Genomic DNA, 21861 nt, shown 5'->3' on the forward strand with positions numbered 1-21861 from the left:
AAGGAACAAAGCATATCAATGCGATATAATAAGACAAACCCTGCAAGAACTATGAAATAGATATTTCGTTCTTGCAGGGCTTTATTTATAATGTGCGGATGCTCTATCACACTTTTTCTTTAATCAGCCCCGTACGATAAGCCACAAGCAACTTTTTCAAATCCTGAATCTGCGTCACCAGTTCTTTTCCTTTATCAGTATCCTTCACCATCATCCGCTGGGAGTTAAACTCCAAAACGAAGTTAGTTGATTTAATATCCAACCCTTCTTCAATGGCTTTCTGACGAGACTGGAACGGTTCATGCTGTACAAGTTGCATACCATGAGAATGATAAACAAGCGTATATCCTGCAATACCGGTTTCCGGCTGATAGGCTTTGGAGAATCCGCCGTCGATAACGAAAAGCTTGCCGTTCGCTTTCATCGGTTGCTCCCCCTGAATGGTTTTCACAGGCACATGACCGTTGATAATATGCGAATGAGGGCCTGAAGCGCCAAATTCAGCCAGTATTTGGTCACAAATGTCTTCCCGGTTACGCAATGTATAATAGTATCCTTTCTTCTCCTTATGCAGTTCTTTGTCTTCTACAAAATAACGTTCGAAAGTAGCCATCTTATCCTTGTCAAACAAAGGAGCTTCCGACCCGCACCACATATACCAGATATAATCCATAGCGAATTCCTTATCTTCTTCTCCTTCTTCGTCAAAGTAAGCGGTACGAATCAACTGATCGGCTTTATCCAGTAATTTACGTCCCCAGTACTCTTTACCCCGTATTTTGACATGCTTGAAGCTACCATCCTCGTTCAAAGGCACGGAAGCATGATAAAGCAGATTGGAATTGGAAACCAAATACATCCCGCCGTAGGTAAACAGGCAGCGCATATGCTTCTTCAGTTTCTCGCTATTCATAAACGAATAATGAATCTTATCCACCAATTCACGCTCTTCATCCGTCAGACGGTAAGGGTCGGCAGGGTCGATGGTCGGGAAGTTTGTATCACGAAGGGCATATTCCTTACCTTCATAGACAAAGACGCCACGCTCAAAGTCAATCTTCTCCAGCAGTTTGCGATTTGCCATCCCGAATTCAGGACGACGGTCGATAATCTCAGCTTCCAGTTTAAACTGGATAATAGTGATCGCTTTATGCATCTGCGTTATCAAGCGCAAAGTCTTCTCATTGTAGTGGGCATCGGCAAAATTCATCTTCGGCATGAAGATAGAGCAGGGATCATCGGCATAAGTATCCATGGCGAAGGTTGCCAATGGAAGCAGGTTGATTCCGTAACCGTCTTCAAGTGTACCCAAGTTGCCATAGCGCATCGACATGCGGATAACGTTGGCAATGCAACTGTCGTTACCGGAAGCAGCGCCCATCCAAAGGATATCATGGTTGCCCCATTGAATATCAAAGTTGTGATAGTTGCACAAAGTATCCATAATAATGTGTGCGCCCGGCCCACGGTCATAGATATCGCCTACAATATGGAGAGAGTCAATCGTCAGACGCTGAATCAGGTTGCACATGGCAATGATGAAATCATCCGCACGCTTTGTAGTAATAATCGTGCTGATAATCACATTGATATAGGCATGCTTATTCGGCTCAATGGAAGATTCGTGCAATAACTCCTGTATAATATAAGAGAATTCAGCCGGCAGCGACTTACGGACTTTGGAGCGGGTGTACTTGGACGATACATTCTGGCAGACTTTCACCAATTGGTTCAGAGTAATCAGATACCAGTCGTCCAAATCCTTTTCACGCGTTTTCACCAGTTGGAGTTTTTCTTCGGGATAGTAAATCAAGGTGCAGATTTCTTTCTTCTCGGCCTCACGGAGAGTATTACCGAATATTTCATTCACTTTACGTTTCACCGCACCCGATGCATTTTTCAGCACATGTTGAAAGGCTTCGTATTCACCATGTATATCTGTCAAGAAATGCTCCGTCCCCTTGGGTAGATTCAAGATAGCCTCCAGATTGATTATTTCCGTACTTGCATCGGCAATCGTAGGAAAACTTCGGGAAAGCAGTTGCAGATAGCGAAGGTCGCTCACAATGCTTTCAGGAGTTATATTACTTTGAGCAGTCATTTTATTATATTACAATTTACTAATTACCAATTATTTTGCTTCCTATGTTCTTTGTTTGGAATCATGCGATTCAATTATTCGTGATAAATATAGTACTTTTTATTCACAAGTCCATTATTTCTCAATTTTTAATTCTCAATTTTCAATTTAACAAGAACATCAACAGCACCTGCGCGATAATCACCCGCAGGAACATACACAGCGGATACACTGTCGCATAAGCTACGGACGGGTTGTCACCGGGAATTGTATCGTTTACGTAATTCAACGCCATCGGATTCGCCATACTTCCGCACAACATACCGGATACCGTTCCGAAATCTATCTTCATCATCTTGAAGGCTATAAAGCCCACCAAGACTGTCGGGACAATTGTCAATCCGGCTCCCAAAGCAATCCATAGCAGACCTTCCGGACGGAAGACAGTATCGAAGAAATGCGCTCCGGCATCCAGTCCCAAACAGGCAAGATACATCGAAAGTCCCAATGCACGCAGCATCAGATTCGCGCTACGGGTAGTATAGGTAATCATATGTATTCGAGGCCCGAATGTACCCAAAAGGATACCGACGATAATCGGGCCACCCGCCAGTCCCAACTTCACAGGAGTACTGACACCCGGAATGGAAAAAGGAATGGCACCCAACGCCAATCCCAACACAATGCCTATAAATATAACCACCAGATTAGGTTCTTTCAGGCTTTTGACCGCATTACCCAATACTTTCTCCACATTTTGGATAGCCGCTTTCTCTCCCACTACCGTCAACCGGTCGCCCAACTGAAGTATCAATTCCGGAGTGGCAAGCAGTTGTACGCCCGAGCGGTAGACACGGCTGATATTAATCCCATAATGATTTCTCAACCGGAGTGCACCCAGCTTCTTTCCGTTCAGTTCAGGACGGGTCACGACAATGCGCTGAGAAACCAGATCGCTGTCAATCGCATTCCAGTCAATGTCCTCTTTGTTCCAATCCGTATTTTCCTGTTCGCCGAAAAGCACGGTCAAAGCCAAGGCATTTTTTTCCGCAGTTATCACCAGCAGGCGGTCTCCTTCTTTCAAAACCTTATCGGAAGTCGGGATGCTGACGTGCCCGTCCCGCCACAAACGGGAAATGACAAACTTCGGGTAGCTCATATGAGCTATATCCTTGATGCTCTTATTAAAAATAGCAGGATTGTGTACTTGAAACGCTGCAATATAAGTTTTGTTCGCGTCGTCTTTCTCTTTTATTTCCAAATCTTCCTTGCGAACCAGTACTCTACGAATTAATAAAACGGCAAGAATAACGCCGACTACCCCCATCGGATAGGCTACCGCGCACCCTAAAGCGGGTGTGTTGCTCTCCATTCCCATCTGCTTCAAAGTCTGCTGTGCAGCTCCCAGCGCCGGAGTATTCGTGGTTGCCCCACAAAGGATACCAACCATATCGGGAAGTGAAACACCTGTGGCAAAGCTCGCCACCACCGTCAACAATGTTCCTAGAAATACGACTCCCAGTGCCAGCATATTCAGCGTCACTCCTCCTTTACGGAAAGAACTGAAGAAACCGGGGCCTACTTGCAGCCCGAGGGAATAAACAAATATGACAAGACCGAAACTCTCCGCGTAATTCAACATCTGCGGATCTACCGAAAGTCCGAAATGCCCGGCAAGAATGCCCGCAAAAAAAACAAAAGTGACTCCCAGGGAAACTCCCCAGAAATGCACCCTTCCCAAGCCCAAACCTATCGCCGAAATCAGCGAAAGCACCACAACAGCCTGTAAGGCAGAATGTTCGAGAAATAGACTATATAACCACTCCATGTATATTCAAACTAATAGGGCGCAAAGATAAAAACTATTTAGTCCCGTTCAAAACTTTTAAGCTTTCATTTCGCGCCCCATGTATGGTCTGATTCTTGTATCCTGAAATCTTATTGGCAACCCTTTTACCGCCTTACCTATTATTTTGTTTTTAATACTTGTGATATTCCTGTCTTAACCGTATTATCCTTTCTCTTTTTACCCGCATATTGACATCCGCCAACTTTTCACCTGTTGCTTGTCGCTCTTATCTTTTATCTTTTTCCCTGATATTCCACAAAGTTATCCCGTCCGTCCAGATAACCGCTCAACCTGTTGCCACCGATATATACATCATCCAGATATGAAACATCATTCGGGCCATAAGCCATGCGGATAGAAGTCTGTGCGTAATTCTCCCAACTCCAACGGAAATTATATTCAAACTGTTCCACAGCACCGTTAGGATATTCCACCCGTATATAGTCAATTCCGGTACGGTCCAAGAAAAAATCGAGTTCCTGACGGCAATAATTACCGTCCATATCCCGATAGAAACTTACCCATGTGCGGCTGCACAAATCAGCAGAACGATTGTAATACCCTGCGCCATTATTATCGCTATCATAAAAACTGTCAATTTCCACTTCGCAAGAAGTAAAGCTTACCATCAATACAGCCATCAAAGCCAAGCCTAAGTATTTGAATGTGTTCGTTTTCATATTCCTTTATTTTTAATGGTTCATTTATTATTATCTATCATTTATCTTTCGATATGACAAAAGTATAGAATGAATTTTCCTCCTGAAACTGAAAATTCCTACTTGTCAGGAGGAAATCCCCTAAAGCTTCCGAACCTGACGGAGTCTATTTCAAAGAATTCTTGTATCTTTGCCCGTCACTAAAAAACACAAGAAAATCATCTGTCACATGAAGTCTATCAAATCCCATATCACTCAATTACTAAAATCTCTCAACGAGGGAGTATTTGAAAAAGAACATACCATCGCGCTCTCCCTGCTATCTGCCATGGCGGGTGAAAGTATCTTCCTGCTAGGCCCTCCGGGGGTAGCCAAGAGTCTGGTAGCCCGCAGGCTCAAACTTGCTTTCAAGGATGCGGATGCTTTCGAGTATCTGATGTCCCGTTTCAGTACGCCGGATGAAATATTCGGCCCTGTATCCATATCCAAGTTAAAAGATGAGGACACATACGAACGAATAACCAAAGGATATCTGCCCACAGCCGCCATTGTTTTTCTGGATGAAATATGGAAGGCAGGCCCCGCCATTCAGAACTCACTCCTGACGGTTATCAATGAAAAGATATACCGAAACGGACAGTTCACAGTGCGTGTTCCTCTGAAAGCTCTGATCGCCGCTTCCAACGAGTTACCCGCCAAAGGTGAAGGATTGGAAGCGTTGTATGACCGTTTCCTGATCCGCCAGTTCGTAGGATGCATCGAACAGGAATACGCTTTCGACCAGATGATTTCCTCCACAAAAGAGATTGAGCCCGAAATTCCCGGAAAACTTCAGATAGACGACGAGTTATACTCTAAAATACAAGCTGAAAGTGAGAAGGTAGGAATCCACTATACAATCTTCGAACTGATTCACAATATCAAACGGAAAATTGAGCAGTACAATGCAGGACGTGATGAAAACACCCCGCCTATTTACATATCCGACCGTCGCTGGAAGAAAATTGTGAGTCTGCTCCGCACTTCCGCCTGTCTGAATGAGTCTCCGGGAATCCATTTCTCGGATTGTCTCTTAATGACCGCCTGCCTGTGGGACGAAGTATCCCAACTGCCCATTGTTGAAGAAATGGTGGAACAATCCATAGCACGAGGTATCAACGCCTATCTGCTGGGTGAAAAAAGACTGGAACAGAAACTGGATACCCTCAAAGAAAACATGAAATCCGAACATAGCCTGCGGGAAATCAGCGATCCGGGTATTCAGGTAGTAGATGCATTCTATCATCGTATCGAAGGTTATCATATCGCCGGAAACCTGCTTATATTCGCTTCAGACTATCAGTCTCTCAAAAAAGACAGCAACCGTTTATTCTATATCCAGCAAGATAAATTCCGTCCTGTCAACAAAATCCTGAAAGCCTATGACTTTGTGAAAAACAGGAACATCGCGCAAAAGAACATCTATTCTCTCCGAAAAGGAAAACGGTCTGTCTTTGTCAACAACCAGGAGTATCCGCTATTATGCTACGACAATTGCGATCCGCTACCGGCACAACAGGATGAAAGTACCCCGTTTGAATTTACCCTGCAAGAAGTCATCGACCTGCTCCAACAAATGGAAACAGAATACAAGACGATTTCAGAACGGGAAACCGCATACACCAAAGAACATCTTTTCCTGAGTCCATCACAGAAAAGCAAGATAAGACGAATCTTAGGAGAAACCGCGCATATCATCGAAAACTACCGGAACGAGCTTCGCATCATCGCCCATGCCCATGAACAAGAGAACAGAGAGTATTAGGCTCAAACACCTGCAAGACATTTATTACGAGAAATTGCAGGGAATAGCCTACGATGTGTACGACGAACAGCTACACAACCTGATTATCCGCCCCGAAGAACTGGACACGGATATTCATCTGTATTTTCGTCATACATTGCCTTCTTTGCAGGACTTCTACTCCCGCTATGCATCCCAATGGGAATATTTTCACGAAATGGATGAAGCGTCCGACACCAGATTTCTCCAATTCCTGAAAAACAGCGCTTATCCTTTTTCCATGAAATACCATCTGGTAGACCTGAACGTCAAGTATTATCTCCAGCGTTTCGCCGCAATCAGTCCGCGCACCAAAGAATGGAAAGCTCTGCGCGCCCTCTTTTTCGAGAAATGGAATACGTTACTCTCGAACAACGAGTTCAACTACCAAATGGAACATATCGAACAGCTCTGTGACGATTTCTACCGCCGTCAACTGTCACTATCCAGGAATCTCCCCGTTCGTGGCGGTTCACGTCTCGTCTGGCTGCTTCGTAACCATAAACAGATAGCGGAGCAAATACTGGAATATGAAGAAACAATCAAACGGAATCCGGTAATCCGCGAATTGGTAGAGATATTGGGAAAGAAACACCAAAGCAGCCGGAAACGTTTCAAGATGACTGCGGGAATCCATCGGGAACAAATCGTATCCCATGCCACACGTAGTGATATAACAGGTATTTGTGAAGGAAACGACTTGAACAGCCTTCTCCCTCTCGAGTACTGCTATCTGGCCGAAAAAAGCCTGCAACCCGTCTTCTTCGAACGTTTCATAGAAAAGCGGCTCCAGGTAATCGACTATCAATCGCACGAAAAACAACCCGTCAACGACAAGAAAACAGCAGGAAACGAAGTTTCTGAAGAAGCCGAAGGCCCTTTTATCGTCTGCCTGGATACTTCCGGCTCTATGGCAGGAGAGCGGGAAAGAATCGCAAAGTCAACCCTACTAGCCATCGCCGAACTGACGGAAGTACAGCACCGGAAATGTTACATCATCCTTTTCTCCGACGATATTGAATGTATCGAAATCACCGATTTAGGAAGCAGCTTCGACCGTCTGGTTGATTTCCTCAGCCAGTCTTTTCATGGTGGCACGGATATGGAACCCGTTATCACCCATGCTTTGCGGAAAATCAGTGAAGAAGGATACATGGAAGCAGATATTATTACCGTATCCGACTTCGAAATGCGTCCCGTCGATAATATGTTGGCCAAAAGCATAGAACGGGCGAAAACAAAAGAGACAAAGATGTACGCCATTTCCTTAGGTGGCAAAAGCGCCGAAAACAGTTATCTGAAATTATGTGATAAATATTGGGAATATAGTGTTCAAACCGCCGAAAAGCTTAATAAAAATAGAATTGAAGAATCAAATATTTAATCAATGTTATAAAACATCCGTTTTTTCTTGTTTTATTTGCTAATTTCACAGAAGTCCGTATATTTGCAATGTGTTTTTCATAGTATTAGATTTAAGGTTAACAAAAGATTGGCTGTCTGGGATAGATAGCCTTTTTTTATGCTCTTTTTTCTGCCTTTTTTTATGTATTCACATAGCGTCACTATCCCATCAATATAGTTACCCCATCCCGTCAGTATACCGTCACTATAACGAGTGGATAGCGTCAATATGTTTCAAACCCCTTCCCTGCTACTAAAATTCAAAAGCTCCGAAAAAAAATTCTCCCGTTTAACATTTGAAACATAGCAGGTTATCTCATTTCTTCCAAAAACCGTAAAAAAATTCTTGCTAAAAGATTTGCATAGTCAAAAACTTCCCCCTATCTTTGCACCGCATTTGAGAGAGAATGCGGGTTCAAGGAAGTTTGGGTGAGTGGCTGAAACCACCAGTTTGCTAAACTGACGTACTCGTAAGGGTACCGGGGGTTCGAATCCCCCAGCTTCCGCAAAATCTCAAAATAAAAAAGAGCTAAGTTTTAGGACTTGGCTCTTTTTAAATCAATTAAAAATCGGTGGGTTCGTCTAACGGTTAGGACACATGCCTCTCACGCATGTAATACGAGTTCGATTCTCGTACCCACTACAAAATTAAAAGAGGGAGTGTAGTTCTAACTACACTCCCTCTTTTAATTTATATATCTCAAAGTAAGAATCTTTATCAATCCGCAACCGGACTCTGTCCTCCCGTTTCTGCCCTGCCAAGTTTACGAATAAGTTAAAATACAGTTGGCTGAAAGAAAGATTAGAGCGATTATACTCAATATCGAATGTCCAGGTTCTGCGGAAAGAGTCGAAATAGGCAAATGATTGCTCTCCACCTTTACACATGAAGACTTCCGGGAAAGCCGTAGGCGGATATGGCTGAAACAGACTCGCCAGTTGGGCATAAACATAGTCGATCATCCATTCATCCCCCGATAAGGTCAATTCTCCTTTTAAACGGAGCTTGACGGCATAAGCGGTAGTCACATCCGATGAGGTATAGACAGGGATTTGACTTTCTTGCGGATAGTTACCATTCTTGTATCCAAGACTCATTGTTAGTCCGGACTTACCGATTCCATTAAATCCTTCAGCTTCCTTACCTGCCAATTGATTTTTCAGATTAACCATAAACGTCAACTTGCCGAGAGTGGGATCTCCCGGATATTGCGCTATCGTATCCAGTACATAATCCTCATCATTATAACTACGGGCAACCAATTCACCCTTTCCATCTTCCAGAGCCGGATCGCCATTCTCAACGTTCACGTTACCTACCGGATAATAAATAGCATCATTATCCTTCGCGCAACCATATAAACAAAGCAGTAACACTGCTACTCCTATTATCTTATTCATTATCGTCTTACATCTTGATTTAAGAGGCAAATATACATCTTTTTTGTACCACACTTGATTTATGTCAACCGTTTTTAGTATTTTTGCACACATCAAGACAGAAAAGACATGGATACACTATTAAGAGAAACGGTAAATGCCGTTGTAAACTCCCGTTTCCCCGAGATGAGTATAGAAGGAAGACGACAGATAGAAAGCATACTGATTCGTGAAGAATTCCCTAAAGGAGCCATCGCGCTGAAGGAAGGAGAAGTAGCCCACGAAATCGTATTTGTCGGCAAAGGAATGCTCAGGCAGTACTACTATAAAAACGGAAAAGACGTTACCGAACATTTCTCCTATGAAGGATGTATCACCATGTGCATTGAAAGTTTCCTGAAACAAGTCCCTACTCGACTGATAGTAGAAACACTGGAACCTAGCATAATCTACCTGTTCCCTCGGGACATGATACAAAAACTGGCGAGAGAAAACTGGGAAATCAATATGTTCTATCAGAAAATACTGGAATACTCCCTGATCGTATCACAGGTCAAAGCAGACTCGTGGCGTTTTGAATCCGCCCGTGAGCGTTATAATCTCCTGCTCGAAACACATCCCGAAATCATCAAACGGGCTCCCTTGGCGTACATAGCCTCTTACCTGCTGATGACGCCCGAAACATTGAGCCGCGTACGTTCCGGAGTTCTATAAGACATTCTTCCCGACTGCGATAACGGAATTCCCCGTTATCGGCTTTTCCGGTATTCCTTGGGAGACATATTTGTATAATGCTTGAAATACTTCCCGAAAAAAGACTGGTTGGCAAAATTCAGCCGGTCGGCAATCTCCTGTATATTCATACTTGAAGAGTTCAGAAGCGCTTTCGCTTCCAGGATAACAAACTCATCAATCCACTCTCCCACCGTTTTCCCGCTGACCTCTTTCACCACACCCGACAAATGCTTGGGCGTCAGGCACAACTGATCCGCATAAAACTTCACACTACGTTCAAATTGGTAAGACTCGACCAACGATTCATAAAAACGCTCGAAGATATACTCTTTTCTGGTCTTGGTTTTAGGCGCAGCAGCTACAGGAGCATGATTATTAAAGATATTGCAAAGCTCGAAGAAAAAGCCCTGCATCAAACCCATTACAGCTTCCCTGCGGTATGTACCCTTTTTGTCCCTCAACCGCTTTCTCACAAACGTATGATATTCCTGAATCACTTCCTGCTCATGCGGAGTGAGACTGAAGCATGGATAATCCTTCAGATAGAAAAACAGTGAAAGCATATTCCCGACCTTAGGTAATGTCTCCAATACATTCTTCGACACAGCAAAGAATATACCTTTATAGTCCGGACTGAAATACCGGTGTTCGATAATCTGATTCGGCAACGCCACTACCATCACTCCCGGTGACAACTGAAACTCGCGCAAACTGATATTGAAAGCCCCTTCGCCCTGCAGGCAAAGCCCTATTGTCAGTACCTCCATTTTACTGGGGCCATTATACAAGGAAATAACGCTCTCCGTATCGAAGAGCGCTATATCATTATCAACAACATCAATGCTGTCGGAATCTATATGCTTTGAATGAACCACCGAAGAAATACCAATCTTCGGAACACTTTGAATATCCATACTCTCTCTTTTTTGCGACAAATATATCAGCAATAAATCATATATACAAGTCAAGATAGGATATTACAGGACAAAAAGAACATTATTGGCTACTTATTGACCATGCCCGAACAAATATTCGGAATCACGTTTGGCAGCAGGCACTGTCCACTTATCCGGAACGAACTTCCACTGGTTCAACACTTTCGGATCCATCGTTCCCTTCTTCTCAATGTAATTCATCAGATAAAAACGAAGATCCTTATCAGTAGAAAAGACAATACGTTCTTTCAATTTCTCTTGAGGAATGCCCGACCCTTTTGTCAGTAATTCTCCACCGCCATTACCCCGATAAGAGTTCAACGCCACCTTATAAATCTTATCCAAATGGAAAGGAGAACCATCCGCCATACTGACAATCGTTATCTTCTCCCCTTTCGGCTTGGTGACATCCACCGTATAAATAATGCCTGAAGCCGAATCGAAGTTAAAGCTGAAATTCTGGAAAGAAGCCCTGTCCTCCGCACCTTCACGACGTTTCTCCTTGAACCAGAGCAGATGATCATCCGGCGACTTCATCCGGTTAGTCCACATATAATAAGACATTTCCAGGAAATCCTTGATTTCTTTTCCCGACAATGTCATCACATACAGCATATTCTCATATTTGTATAAGTTGAACATATCGCTCACGAACACATCCCCCTTCTTTATTTCCGCGTCGAATGAAAGCGGAGCGGCAAAGGAAATCTCAGCCCCTGTAATATCAAGCTGCAATGTATGTATCAAGTCGATAAAAGCAGAAGGGCCGAAGAAAGAAGGATGCGTAGAAATATCCCCGGTAAACGTACCGATCTTCTTGGAAACAAACTTCTGTACGTCCTCATATTGCGGAGCAAAACGCTTCATAAAATCCTCGCTGACACCATAGTCCTTCGTAGCCGTCAGCACTCCCTGAATATCCTTGCCCAAGACCTTGCCGTCTTTCATCCTGACAGTTACGTCCACATTCGACAAGACAACCCCGTTGCTTGCCGGATCAATAATCAGCACCGAATCTCCGGCCACATTCATCACCTTCTTACATTCACGCGCATGGTCGTGCCCCATCAATACTATATCAAATCCCGGCACATTCTTCGCTACATCCAGTGACGCATTCTCATTATATTTTCCCGACATCTTGAATGCTTCCTGTCCCGCATGGAACAGCCCGATGACCAAATCCGGATTTTCCTTTTCACGAATAATCTTCATCCACTTGCGAGCCGTCTCTTCCATATCATCAAAACGTAACCCCTTCCACAAATTTTCCGAGAGCCATGCCGGGATGGCAGGGGTAATCATTCCGAGAACAACGATTTTCACGCCATCACGCTCCAACACCTTATAAGGCGGCAGATGCGTCTTTCCCGTAGATGTATCGATGATATTGGCACCCAGCACGGGGAAGTCACAAGTGCCGATCCAACGGTCGAACACGGCACGTCCCGTTTCCACGTCATGGTTGCCCATGTTGCCGGCATCATACTTCATATAATTCATCATTTCCGCACAAAGATGCGGAGACACAGTATCTATGTAATTATAATAATAAGCGGTAGGCTGTCCCTGCAAAATATCCCCGTTATCCAATAATATCAGGTTATCTTTATACTGCTCGCGCTCTTTCTGCACAAACGAATATATCCGTGCAAGACTGCCTTTCCATTCCTGACGGGTTATGAAATTGTAAGGATAATAGTTGCCGTGCACATCGCTTGTCTGTACAATCTTCAGCTTCACCACTTTCTCCTGCGCTGCCACCGACAGCACCAGACATAGAAGCCACACATAAATTAATGTAATCCGTTTCATTCTTTTTCTATTTTTAGCGGATGCGAGAATACGAACCGGGCCCCACCGGTATAGTCGGGATCAATCCATATAGCACCCTTCCATTTATACACAATCAATTTGCAGATAGACAGTCCCAGACCTGTTCCCTGCGCATACTCATTCAGCTTCTCAAAACGCTCGAACACAAGCCCCTGCTTCTCCTTCGGGATACCGCATCCCGTGTCCGTCACCGAGAAAACAGCCATTTGCTTCGTCTCATCAATCGAAAAGTCCAACGTAATCGTTCCTTTTTTCGTAAACTTATTCGCATTTGAAAGCAAATTGATAATCACCTGCTGCATACGCTGTACATCCGTCTCCATGCGGTAAGTATCAATTTTTGTAGTAAACAGAAACTGATTATCCGACGAATGCTGCGAGAAACTGACGGAAGCCACCACTTGCCTGCACAACTGCACCACATCGCACTCCCCCCATGTCAAAGTCACTCGGTTGGCTTCCAGACGGGAAAGATCGAGAATATCATTAATCAGGCGCAGCAACAAGTCAGAATTCGTTTTGATAATCTGATAATAAGACTGCTGTTCCTCTTCCGTGCTGCCGCCCACAGCCAGCACATCCGAGAATCCGACAATCGAGTTCAACGGTGTCCGTATCTCATGGCTCATATTCGCAAGGAAAGCGCTCTTCAGTCGATTGGACTCTTCCGCCTTATCTTTCGCCACGCGCAAATCCTTCTCCGACTTCAACAGTTCATCCTTCAGACGCTTCGTACGGAAATAAAAGAAAAGAGAAATGAACAGTCCCAGCGTCAACACCACAAACAGCGCACAGGCAGACCATATCTGATACGTGTACTGCTGATAGAACGAAACCGGCTGATTGACAAGCTGCACATCAAAAGGCAAAACATTCGGATTCAACCCCCACTCTTTCATCTTCCGGCTGTCCAATACAGCCTTGCTACCGATAATCTCCAGATGCTTCTCCACATCCCCTATCTGACTATCCGCCTGATTATCCAGACGGATGGATTCCATAGCCATTTCTCCACCCACTTTCCGGTAATCGGGCAGCACGCCGCCGATTGCCCAATATCCCAGGCTCACCGATGATGGTGTAAAAGTCGGGATGGCAGGAGTCGCTTCCATCATCGCATATGTAGCATTCCGCATGAAATACCCCTCGTTCATATCCACCCGCCAGGTTCCCACCATAATCACTGTATTTTCCGGCAGATTTCTCAATTCCTCGACAATCGTGTAGATTGTATGTCTCCGTCCGTCCATCAGAATCAGGTCAAGGTCAGGAAATTTCTCCATCTCCTTTCGCATCAACGCCTGCATCGTCACTCCACCATAGGTATTGTCCGAAATGAAAGCGATGTGCTCCGTCTTCGGATAAAAAGCCTGAATCATGCGGATATTATCCTCAATATTATAACGGTTGATAAAGCCCGACTTCAGTTCGGGAATATTCAGATGGTCGTCAAATATATCGACCGATTCGGGCATCCAGCTATCGAGATGCTCCATCGTATCCTTCGGCAGAATCACCACATTGCTACTGACCAGACTACATATCACCGGTACTTTGACCTGCATCGAATCCCTCTGCGACAAATAAGCCGCCCACGCTTCCTGTCCTAACAAGACAATCTGTGCCGGATGGTTCTCCCCCTTATATTTAGAAAGAATCTGCGTCATCATGTCGCTCCACAAAGGAGACTCCGAGAAACTCTTGCAATTCATGTTTTCGATGATAATATCCCGTTTTCCGCCCAACTTATTATATTCTTCCATATAGTCGGAAATAGTTACCGAAGTCTGGTGTGCAGCGGGATTATAGGAACAGATAATCAGGATGGGATTCTTGTCTTTAGAGGCAGCAAAGATTTCCATTGACTGTAAAAGCCAAAGGGAAAAGATAAAAAGATATCCTAAAAATCTCAGCATAATCATGCAGTTTTGATGTGTCAATTCTTTTATTCAAGCTGCAAATATAATAAAACTTGTCGGGTTATATGAGATTTATATGTATTTTTGTCGCTCATTTATTTTCAAAAGACTATATATGGAATTATTTCACAAGATGATTTCCGGCCTGTCGGGGATACCGGAAAGACAAATAAGCAGCACTCTCCATCTTCTGGGTGAAGGTGCCACGATTCCTTTTATCAGCCGCTACCGTAAAGAGGCTACGGGCGGACTGGATGAAGTTCAGATAGAGCAGATAAAGGAGCAGCATGATAAGCTGTGCGACATAGCCAAGCGCAAAGAGACGATTCTCAGCACCATCACCGAACAGGGAAAGCTGACTGCCGAGTTGGAAAAGCGTATCAACGATACCTGGAATCCGACGGAACTGGAAGACATCTACCTCCCCTACAAACCCAAGCGGAAGACGCGTGCCGAAGCAGCCCGTCAGAAAGGACTGGAACCGCTCGCCACCCTCTTGATGTTACAAAGGGAAAACAATCCCGCCGCCCGTGCCGCCGCCTTTGTCAAAGGTGAAGTGAAAGATGTGGAAGATGCCCTGAAAGGTGCGCGCGACATCATCGCCGAACAAGTGAACGAAGACGAGCGTGCCCGCAACGCCATACGTAATCAATTCAGCCGCCAGGCGGAAATCAGTGCCAAAGTAGTGAAAGGCAAAGAGGAAGAAGCCGCCAAATATCGTGATTACTTCGACTTCTCCGAACCCTTGAAACGCTGCACTTCCCACCGTCTGCTCGCCATCCGCCGGGCAGAATCGGAAGGACTGCTGAAAGTCTCCATCACCCCGGACGACGAAGCATGCCTCGAACGTCTGGAACGCCAGTTCGTACGTGGCAACAACGAATGCAGCCGCCAAGTGAACGAAGCTACCGCCGATGCCTACAAACGTCTGCTCAAACCTTCCATCGAAACGGAATTTGCCGCCCAGTCGAAAGAGAAAGCGGACGATGAAGCCATCCGTGTTTTTGCCGAAAACCTTCGCCAGCTACTTCTCGCAGCGCCTTTAGGACAGAAACGGGTACTCGCCATCGACCCCGGATTCCGTACCGGATGTAAAGTTGTCTGTCTCGACGCGCAAGGAAATTTATTGCATAACGAGAATATTTACCCGCATCCGCCCGTCAACAAAACCAGTGAAGCGGCATCCAAACTCCGCAAGATGATTGAAGCCTATCAGATAGAAGCCATCTCCATCGGTAACGGGACGGCAAGTCGTGAAACGGAAGATTTTATCAGCCGCCAGAGCTTCGACCGTCAGATTCCCGTGTTTGTAGTCAGCGAGCAGGGAGCTTCCATCTATTCGGCTTCCAAAATCGCCCGTGACGAGTTTCCCGAATATGACGTGACAGTCAGAGGAGCAGTTTCTATCGGACGCCGGTTGATGGATCCGTTGGCGGAATTGGTAAAAATTGATCCCAAATCCATCGGAGTCGGTCAATATCAGCACGATGTAGACCAGACGAAGCTGAAGAAGGCACTCGACCAGACTGTAGAAAACTGCGTGAACCTCGTCGGAGTGAACCTGAACACGGCAAGCAGTCATCTGCTGACGTACATTTCCGGTTTAGGCCCGCAACTGGCCCAGAATATCGTCAACTATCGGGCAGAAAACGGAGCATTCAGTTCACGCAAAGAACTGATGAAAGTCCCGCGCATGGGCGCGAAAGCTTTTGAGCAATGTGCGGGTTTCCTTCGTATCCCCGAGGCAAAGAACCCGTTGGACAATACGGCCGTGCATCCCGAAAGTTACCACATCGTGGAGCAGATGGCAAAAGACCTGAAATGTACCGTCGATGAACTGATAACCGACAAGGGGCTCCGTCAGAAGATTACCATCTCCGACTACATCACCCCCACCGTCGGTCTGCCTACCTTACAGGACATCCTACAAGAGCTCGACAAACCGGGACGTGACCCGCGTAAAGCCATCAAAGTATTTGAATTTGACAAGAACGTACGCACCATAGCCGATCTCCGCGAAGGAATGATTCTTCCGGGCATCGTAGGCAATATCACAAATTTCGGTGCTTTCGTCGATATAGGTATCAAGGAGAATGGCCTTGTACATCTCTCCCAAATGGCCGAACGGTTCATCTCCGACCCCACAGAAATCGTATCCATCCATCAGCACGTCATGGTGAAAGTGATGAACGTAGATACCGACCGGAAACGGATTCAGCTTAGCATGATCGGGGTACAGCAAGACTGATCGCCTCTCTCTTCTCACCCCACCAGACTATCAGAATCGTAAATACGATCATAAGTACTGTGCATATGAGCGAGCCTTCAAAACCGAAGGCTCCGCCATTCAGTACGTTCTCTTCGGGCATACGCAGTTTCAGCATAGTAGACATGAAATCGTTCCCGCTCACCTGATAGCCCAATATCGGGCCTTGTATCCAGTTCCAGAAAAGATGCAGTGAAATGGGGAAACAAAGATTCCGCGTATATAAATAGGAAGCTCCCAACAGCATGCCTGCCAGTACAAGATTTACCATCGGCAGGATGTCTATCTCCGGATTGAAAATATGCAGCAAGGCGAACAACGATGCCGAGATGAACAGTGACAGGAACTTGTTCAGGCGGGTGTGCAGCAAACGTCCGAGGATATACCCGCGCATCAGAATCTCTTCAAACAACGCGACTAACAGAAAAAACAACAACGACCCCAGCAAATCCAACGGCTTGAACTGAAAGCCGGTCACTTCCACTTCTCCCATCATCAGAGACAGTCCGAAGCCGAGGAAATATAACAAGACAGCCATCAGAAAACCATACCACAACCCTCTTGCGTGCCCCTTTACGGACAGTCCCAAATCGGAAAACGGACGCCGTTCAAAGCGGAGCATGATAGCGGCGGCAGTAAGGACAGCCAACAACATACTGGTTTCGAGCAGAATATACCCCACCATCCCCGGATGGCGGGCTTCCACACCAAGCACCAATGACAAGAAACCTTGAGTCAACGTACCATATAATCCCATGAATACCAGAAACACCACAATGAACAGTGGGATGCACGCCCATACAGGAAGTCTCTTTGGCTCTTTTTTCTCTACAATATCGTCTGCCGCCATCTTTACAATTTGTTAATCCGGCTACAAAATTAGATATAAAACATAAAAAAACATCATGTAATCCTGTTTTTTCCTATATTTGTCAGAACAAATCTGCAAAATTATGAAATTTAAACTACTATTGATAAGCTTCTTATTGGCTGCCAACTCATTAGGAGCCGCAGCGCAAGTGAGTAAAACGTACTATGTAAGCAAACCCGGAACACTGATTTCCATGATGACGGAAGACGAAGCCAACGCCGTCACCCACCTCACCCTTACCGGAAAACTGAATGCCGAAGACTTCAGGCACCTGCGTGACGAGTTCGATAACCTGAAAGTACTGGATATTTCGAATGCCGAAATAAAGATGTACAGCGGTAAGTCGGGAACTTATCCAAACGGCAAGTTCTACATTTATATGCCGAACTTCATCCCTGCCTATGCTTTCTCCAATGTAGTGGACGGAGTGACCAAAGGCAAACTGAGTCTGGAAAAAGTTATCCTCTCCGAAAAGACCAAGAATATCGAAGATGCCGCCTTTAAAGGCTGCGAGAATCTGAAAATCTGCCAGATCCGCAAAAAGACCGCTCCCAACCTGTTGCCGGAAGCATTGGCGGACAGTGTTACCGCTATCTTCGTGCCACTGGGCAGCAGCGACTCTTACCGCTACAAGGACAGATGGCAGAACTTTGCTTTCATCGAAGGTGAGCCGGTGGAAGCGACTTTGCAGGTAGGACTTATGGGCAAACTGGAAGAGGAGATTCTGAAAGCGGGATTGCAGCCTCGTGATATCAATTTCCTGACCGTTGAAGGAAAACTGGATAATGCTGATTTCAAACTTATCCGCGATTATATGCCGAATCTGGTGTCAGTCGATATTTCCAAGACAAACGCTACGGCTATTCCCGATTTCACTTTCGCACAGAAGAAGTATCTGTTGAATATGAAATTACCGCATAATCTGAAGTCTATCGGACAGCGTGTGTTCAGCAACTGCGGTCGCCTTTGCGGTACATTGGAACTGCCGGCCAGTGTGACGGCTATCGAGTTCGGTGCGTTTATGGGATGTGATAACCTGCGTTATGTGTTGGCTACGGGGGATAAGATTACAACGCTGGGTGATAGTTTGTTTGGAGACGGTGTGCCGAGCAAGTTGATTTATAAGAAATAAGAAGAAAAAGATTTCCCCTGATATAAATTCGTTATTAGTGAGTTTATATCAGGGGAAAATATTCATCAATTATTTATTCGTCAGGCAAATATTTGCTCCTTTCTTCAGGATGATCCTTAAGATATCCTTTTATAAAATCAGGCAACCATTCATACGGGGTAAGAGAATCATATAATTCTTCCTGAACAAACTTCTGAAGTTCTTTAGGATTTCCTTTCATCAATACATCATTTAAAAGTACTCCATATCCACCAGCACCAATGCAGACTTTTATATCAGGTTGCCTTTCACTGTTTATCGGTTTTAATCTTATAAGTGAACTTACTCTAAGATCAATATAAGAATCAGGAGCAGCAGGTTTCAATTGATTTACCAAAGCCACAAAACGATCAACAATCTTTCTATCACGAATAATCATTTTATGGCTATCGTCTCCAAACACAATGTGCAAACAATCGGTGATAGGAATGTCTGTATCTACATCTCCGATAAACCAAAAGTTTACATTTTCCACTTCGTTGCTATCAATCATAAAACGATTACTTTTGCATGAAGTCATAAATAGAAACAATAAAACTAACGAACCATAATAATATATTCTTTTACAATTCTGAACTCCATGTAGGTTTCTTTCTTTTTTCATATACTTGTGTTTTTTGTTTATCAATTACATTCGAAGTAACTCCTTTCGTTATTACAGTTTTTCCACCATGATTTCTTCTTGTAACTTGTCCTGGACGAGTTTCTCCATTAGCCTTCGAAGTTTTCTGTTTAGAACCAGTTATCACTCGTCTTTCTTCTTTTGTCTCATATTGCGGATCACTATCTTTCATCCTATTTACATCATATTCTTGAGCATTTGTTTTATGTTCCAAAGCATGATCGGCTTCATGATCGAATATGGTAGCGGGATAATTTACCGTTCCATTATCATTTTGCGAGCCCCAATTACTTTTCCAATAGATACTTCCTTTTCCACGTGCAGCATCCGGATTATACGCATTTCTCAGCGTCGCTTCCCTCACATTTACTTTTATATCAGTATTCTCCACAATTGCCACTGTTGAAACTCCGCCGCCATTACCCGCTTTCGCACCATTCGCTTTATTATATTGATATGCTGTTATAACAGCTTGAACAAACGGATTAGAATGAGTTACATTGCCACCACTATATGAAAATGACAAATCTCTTCCAGCTTCATTCTTATACCAAATAACGATAGTCTGACCATTAGGATCAATATATTTAATCGGATTATTCACACAATAATTATACGGACTCCAACCATAATATTTCTCCGCCATCGGATCCGCCGCATGCCAGCGCCCCAATGCCGCATCATAACGTCTAGCCCCGTAATCATACCAATCCAGACCGCCTTTTCTATCCAGTTCCTTCCCGTTATACTTGTAATCCTGAACAGACGCAGTCGAAGCAAACGTACCACCAAACGGATAGTAATGGTTTACTTCCTCAACATTTCCGTTTTGGTCTGCCACTACACGGTTGTTATCTTGATGATCCTGCAAATAATAATGATACTTACTATCACTCAAAGATACAAATCCGGCATCTGTCAATAAAGTCTTGGGGATTCCATTCTCATAGATCACATTACCGCAATAATCGGTAGTAGTATTTGGATCATTCACAACTTTCTTTTTCACATACTTATTGAACAGTTTAAAAAAATTTTGTAGATCGTCACCGTCCTCACTACTAGAACTACTTCGATATAAATAAAGTTTCAGTTAACTTATATCAAGATAAAGCAAGTTTTCTATCTATTTAAAATCCTTAGATATCAATCTGATATATTTAATTGATTTTGTACATCTCTTACAACTTGTTGAAGTTCCGCTTCTGTAACAAAAGCTTTAGGATCTAATTTATAATCTTCTTTATACGGTGAAAATCTACTACATACTTTATCCAATTCAATAAATACTTGCGTTTCTAATTCTGTTAATGTAGAATGATCCAACTCCAAATCATAACAAAAATAAAATTCATCACACAAGTTTGAAGCTGTTATTCTTTGAGACAAATACAATTTCAGCAGTTCATACAACCTTCTTTTATCATTTTTTGCATACATAATTTACTATAATTTTCATCAATAATATTTGAAATGCCAAATAGCATTTGTTGCTTTATCGTAAAGGATCTCCAAATTGTACAGCCTACCATTTTTCCATATTTTAGTAGTATACATTAAAGCTTTGGAACCTCGTGGATCTGGTATACCTTTTGCTTCTTTGATAGCTTGTTGCAATATTTGAACAGGAACAGTTCTTTCTTTTTCAGCCATATGTTCCGCTGCTCTAATACTAAAGTTAAACAACTCTTTAGAAGAAGATTTTACCACTTGTGAAGCCCAATTAAATAACCCTCTTCCCAACATAAGTATCTCAAACTCCGGATATGTATTTTCCAGTCTACCGGATGCTTTCCGATACCAACGTCCTCTGCCGCCATCTATTGATGCTCCGCCATCCCATACATTGGATGCTTTTATAGAAACACCAACTCTTGTAGAAACTCCATTTTCTACAGCACCATAACTTGAATAAAAGGTATTCGTTTTGTCACTGAACGTCAGATTACCTGTAAATTCACCGTCCGTTACATGATTCCAAGAACCAAAGTTGAAAGTCTCAGCTATAGAAGTATTATTAAAACGGAAAGCATCCATGAAACGTGCAATCTCATATGTATCATTCGTGCTCCAATAATCCATTCCAAAGAGATCAACACGATTTACCGGATTATTTCCACAATAACCATATACACCTTCCGAATAATACTTTTCACTTAATGGATCCGCCGCATGCCAGCGTCCCAATGCCGCATCATAACGTCTAGCCCCGTAATCATACCAATCCAGACTGCCTTTTCTATCCAGCTCCTTCCCGTTATACTTGTAATCCTGAACAGACGAAGTCGAAGCAAACGTACCGCCAAACGGAT

Annotated in this window: 15 protein-coding genes, 2 tRNA genes and 2 pseudogenes; 7 read left to right on the forward strand and 12 right to left on the reverse strand. The window is 44.0% G+C overall.

Features of this window, described 5'->3' with window-relative positions; all coding sequences use genetic code 11:
• Nucleotides 1–106: 106 nt before the first annotated feature.
• The 3 genes from AB5443_RS00540 to AB5443_RS00550 form a co-directional block, all read right to left on the reverse strand.
• Nucleotides 107–2101, reverse strand: coding sequence for a fructose-bisphosphatase class III (locus AB5443_RS00540; protein ID WP_022140183.1), 1995 nt, complete (start codon nt 2099–2101; stop codon nt 107–109).
• Nucleotides 2102–2243: 142 nt separating this feature from the next.
• Nucleotides 2244–3908, reverse strand: a complete 1665-nt coding sequence (locus AB5443_RS00545; RefSeq protein ID WP_044654747.1) for a putative transporter — start codon at nt 3906–3908, stop codon at nt 2244–2246.
• A 254-nt stretch (nt 3909–4162) separates the two neighbouring features.
• The gene (locus AB5443_RS00550; protein WP_022137752.1) at nt 4163–4609 is read right to left on the reverse strand and encodes a hypothetical protein; all 447 of its coding nucleotides are present in this window, start codon (nt 4607–4609) and stop codon (nt 4163–4165) included.
• Between the two features lie 208 nt (nt 4610–4817).
• On the opposite strand from AB5443_RS00550, the gene AB5443_RS00555 reads away from it, so the two are divergent.
• From AB5443_RS00555 to AB5443_RS00570, 4 genes are all read left to right on the forward strand, one after another.
• Nucleotides 4818–6392: an AAA family ATPase gene (locus tag AB5443_RS00555; protein WP_368113027.1), complete on the forward strand. Its 1575-nt coding sequence runs from the start codon at nt 4818–4820 to the stop codon at nt 6390–6392.
• Nucleotides 6367–7794: a VWA domain-containing protein gene (locus AB5443_RS00560; protein ID WP_277133463.1), complete on the forward strand. Its 1428-nt coding sequence runs from the start codon at nt 6367–6369 to the stop codon at nt 7792–7794. The genes AB5443_RS00555 and AB5443_RS00560 overlap by 26 nt, the downstream gene beginning before the upstream one ends.
• 439 nt (nt 7795–8233) lie before the next feature.
• A tRNA-Ser gene (locus AB5443_RS00565) sits at nt 8234–8320 on the forward strand.
• 65 nt (nt 8321–8385) lie between these two features.
• Nucleotides 8386–8457, forward strand: a tRNA-Glu gene (locus AB5443_RS00570).
• A gap of 29 nt (nt 8458–8486) precedes the next feature.
• Here AB5443_RS00570 and AB5443_RS00575 read toward each other — a convergent pair.
• Nucleotides 8487–9308 carry a DUF3845 domain-containing protein gene (locus AB5443_RS00575; protein WP_044653451.1) on the reverse strand — a complete coding sequence of 274 codons (822 nt, stop codon included), beginning with the start codon at nt 9306–9308 and terminating at the stop codon, nt 8487–8489.
• A 15-nt stretch (nt 9309–9323) separates the two neighbouring features.
• On the opposite strand from AB5443_RS00575, the gene AB5443_RS00580 reads away from it, so the two are divergent.
• Nucleotides 9324–9908, forward strand: a complete 585-nt coding sequence (locus AB5443_RS00580) for a Crp/Fnr family transcriptional regulator (RefSeq protein ID WP_022138465.1) — start codon at nt 9324–9326, stop codon at nt 9906–9908.
• A 35-nt stretch (nt 9909–9943) separates the two neighbouring features.
• Here AB5443_RS00580 and AB5443_RS00585 read toward each other — a convergent pair whose 3' ends face one another.
• The 3 genes from AB5443_RS00585 to AB5443_RS00595 form a co-directional block, all read right to left on the reverse strand.
• Nucleotides 9944–10843 (reverse strand): AraC family transcriptional regulator, encoded by a 900-nt coding sequence (locus AB5443_RS00585; RefSeq protein ID WP_022138464.1) that lies wholly within the window; start codon nt 10841–10843, stop codon nt 9944–9946.
• A gap of 93 nt (nt 10844–10936) precedes the next feature.
• Nucleotides 10937–12679 (reverse strand): bifunctional UDP-sugar hydrolase/5'-nucleotidase, encoded by a 1743-nt coding sequence (locus AB5443_RS00590; RefSeq protein ID WP_277133467.1) that lies wholly within the window; start codon nt 12677–12679, stop codon nt 10937–10939.
• The gene (locus AB5443_RS00595) at nt 12676–14616 is read right to left on the reverse strand and encodes a HAMP domain-containing sensor histidine kinase (RefSeq protein WP_277133468.1); all 1941 of its coding nucleotides are present in this window, start codon (nt 14614–14616) and stop codon (nt 12676–12678) included. Before AB5443_RS00595 ends, AB5443_RS00590 begins: the two co-directional genes overlap by 4 nt.
• Before the next feature lie 118 nt (nt 14617–14734).
• Between AB5443_RS00595 and AB5443_RS00600 the strand changes: the two genes are divergently transcribed.
• Nucleotides 14735–16867: a Tex family protein gene (locus AB5443_RS00600; RefSeq protein WP_277133470.1), complete on the forward strand. Its 2133-nt coding sequence runs from the start codon at nt 14735–14737 to the stop codon at nt 16865–16867.
• On the opposite strand, the gene AB5443_RS00605 is transcribed toward AB5443_RS00600, so the two are convergent.
• Nucleotides 16839–17735 (reverse strand): CPBP family intramembrane glutamic endopeptidase, encoded by an 897-nt coding sequence (locus tag AB5443_RS00605; protein WP_277133472.1) that lies wholly within the window; start codon nt 17733–17735, stop codon nt 16839–16841. The genes AB5443_RS00600 and AB5443_RS00605 overlap by 29 nt on opposite strands.
• 103 nt (nt 17736–17838) lie before the next feature.
• On the opposite strand from AB5443_RS00605, the gene AB5443_RS00610 reads away from it, so the two are divergent.
• Nucleotides 17839–18888 carry a leucine-rich repeat domain-containing protein gene (locus AB5443_RS00610; protein ID WP_277133474.1) on the forward strand — a complete coding sequence of 350 codons (1050 nt, stop codon included), beginning with the start codon at nt 17839–17841 and terminating at the stop codon, nt 18886–18888.
• A 73-nt stretch (nt 18889–18961) separates the two neighbouring features.
• On the opposite strand, the gene AB5443_RS00615 is transcribed toward AB5443_RS00610, so the two are convergent.
• From AB5443_RS00615 to AB5443_RS00630, 4 genes and pseudogenes are all read right to left on the reverse strand, one after another.
• Nucleotides 18962–19531, reverse strand: coding sequence for a hypothetical protein (locus AB5443_RS00615; RefSeq protein WP_277133476.1), 570 nt, complete (start codon nt 19529–19531; stop codon nt 18962–18964).
• Nucleotides 19491–20528, reverse strand: a pseudogene (locus tag AB5443_RS00620) (RHS repeat-associated core domain-containing protein); the annotation flags it as partial. The gene AB5443_RS00615 and the pseudogene AB5443_RS00620, both read right to left, overlap by 41 nt.
• A gap of 167 nt (nt 20529–20695) precedes the next feature.
• On the reverse strand, nt 20696–20989 hold the full coding sequence (locus tag AB5443_RS00625; RefSeq protein ID WP_277133478.1) for a colicin immunity domain-containing protein: 294 nt from the start codon (nt 20987–20989) through the stop codon (nt 20696–20698).
• Nucleotides 20990–21007: 18 nt separating this feature from the next.
• Nucleotides 21008–21853 (reverse strand): annotated as a pseudogene (locus AB5443_RS00630) (RHS repeat-associated core domain-containing protein); the annotation flags it as partial.
• Between the last annotated feature and the right edge of the window lie 8 nt (nt 21854–21861).

The sequence above is a fragment of the Bacteroides sp. RTP21281st1_H5_RTP21281_210402 genome, assembly GCF_040918965.1.
GTDB lineage: Bacteria > Bacteroidota > Bacteroidia > Bacteroidales > Bacteroidaceae > Bacteroides > Bacteroides congonensis.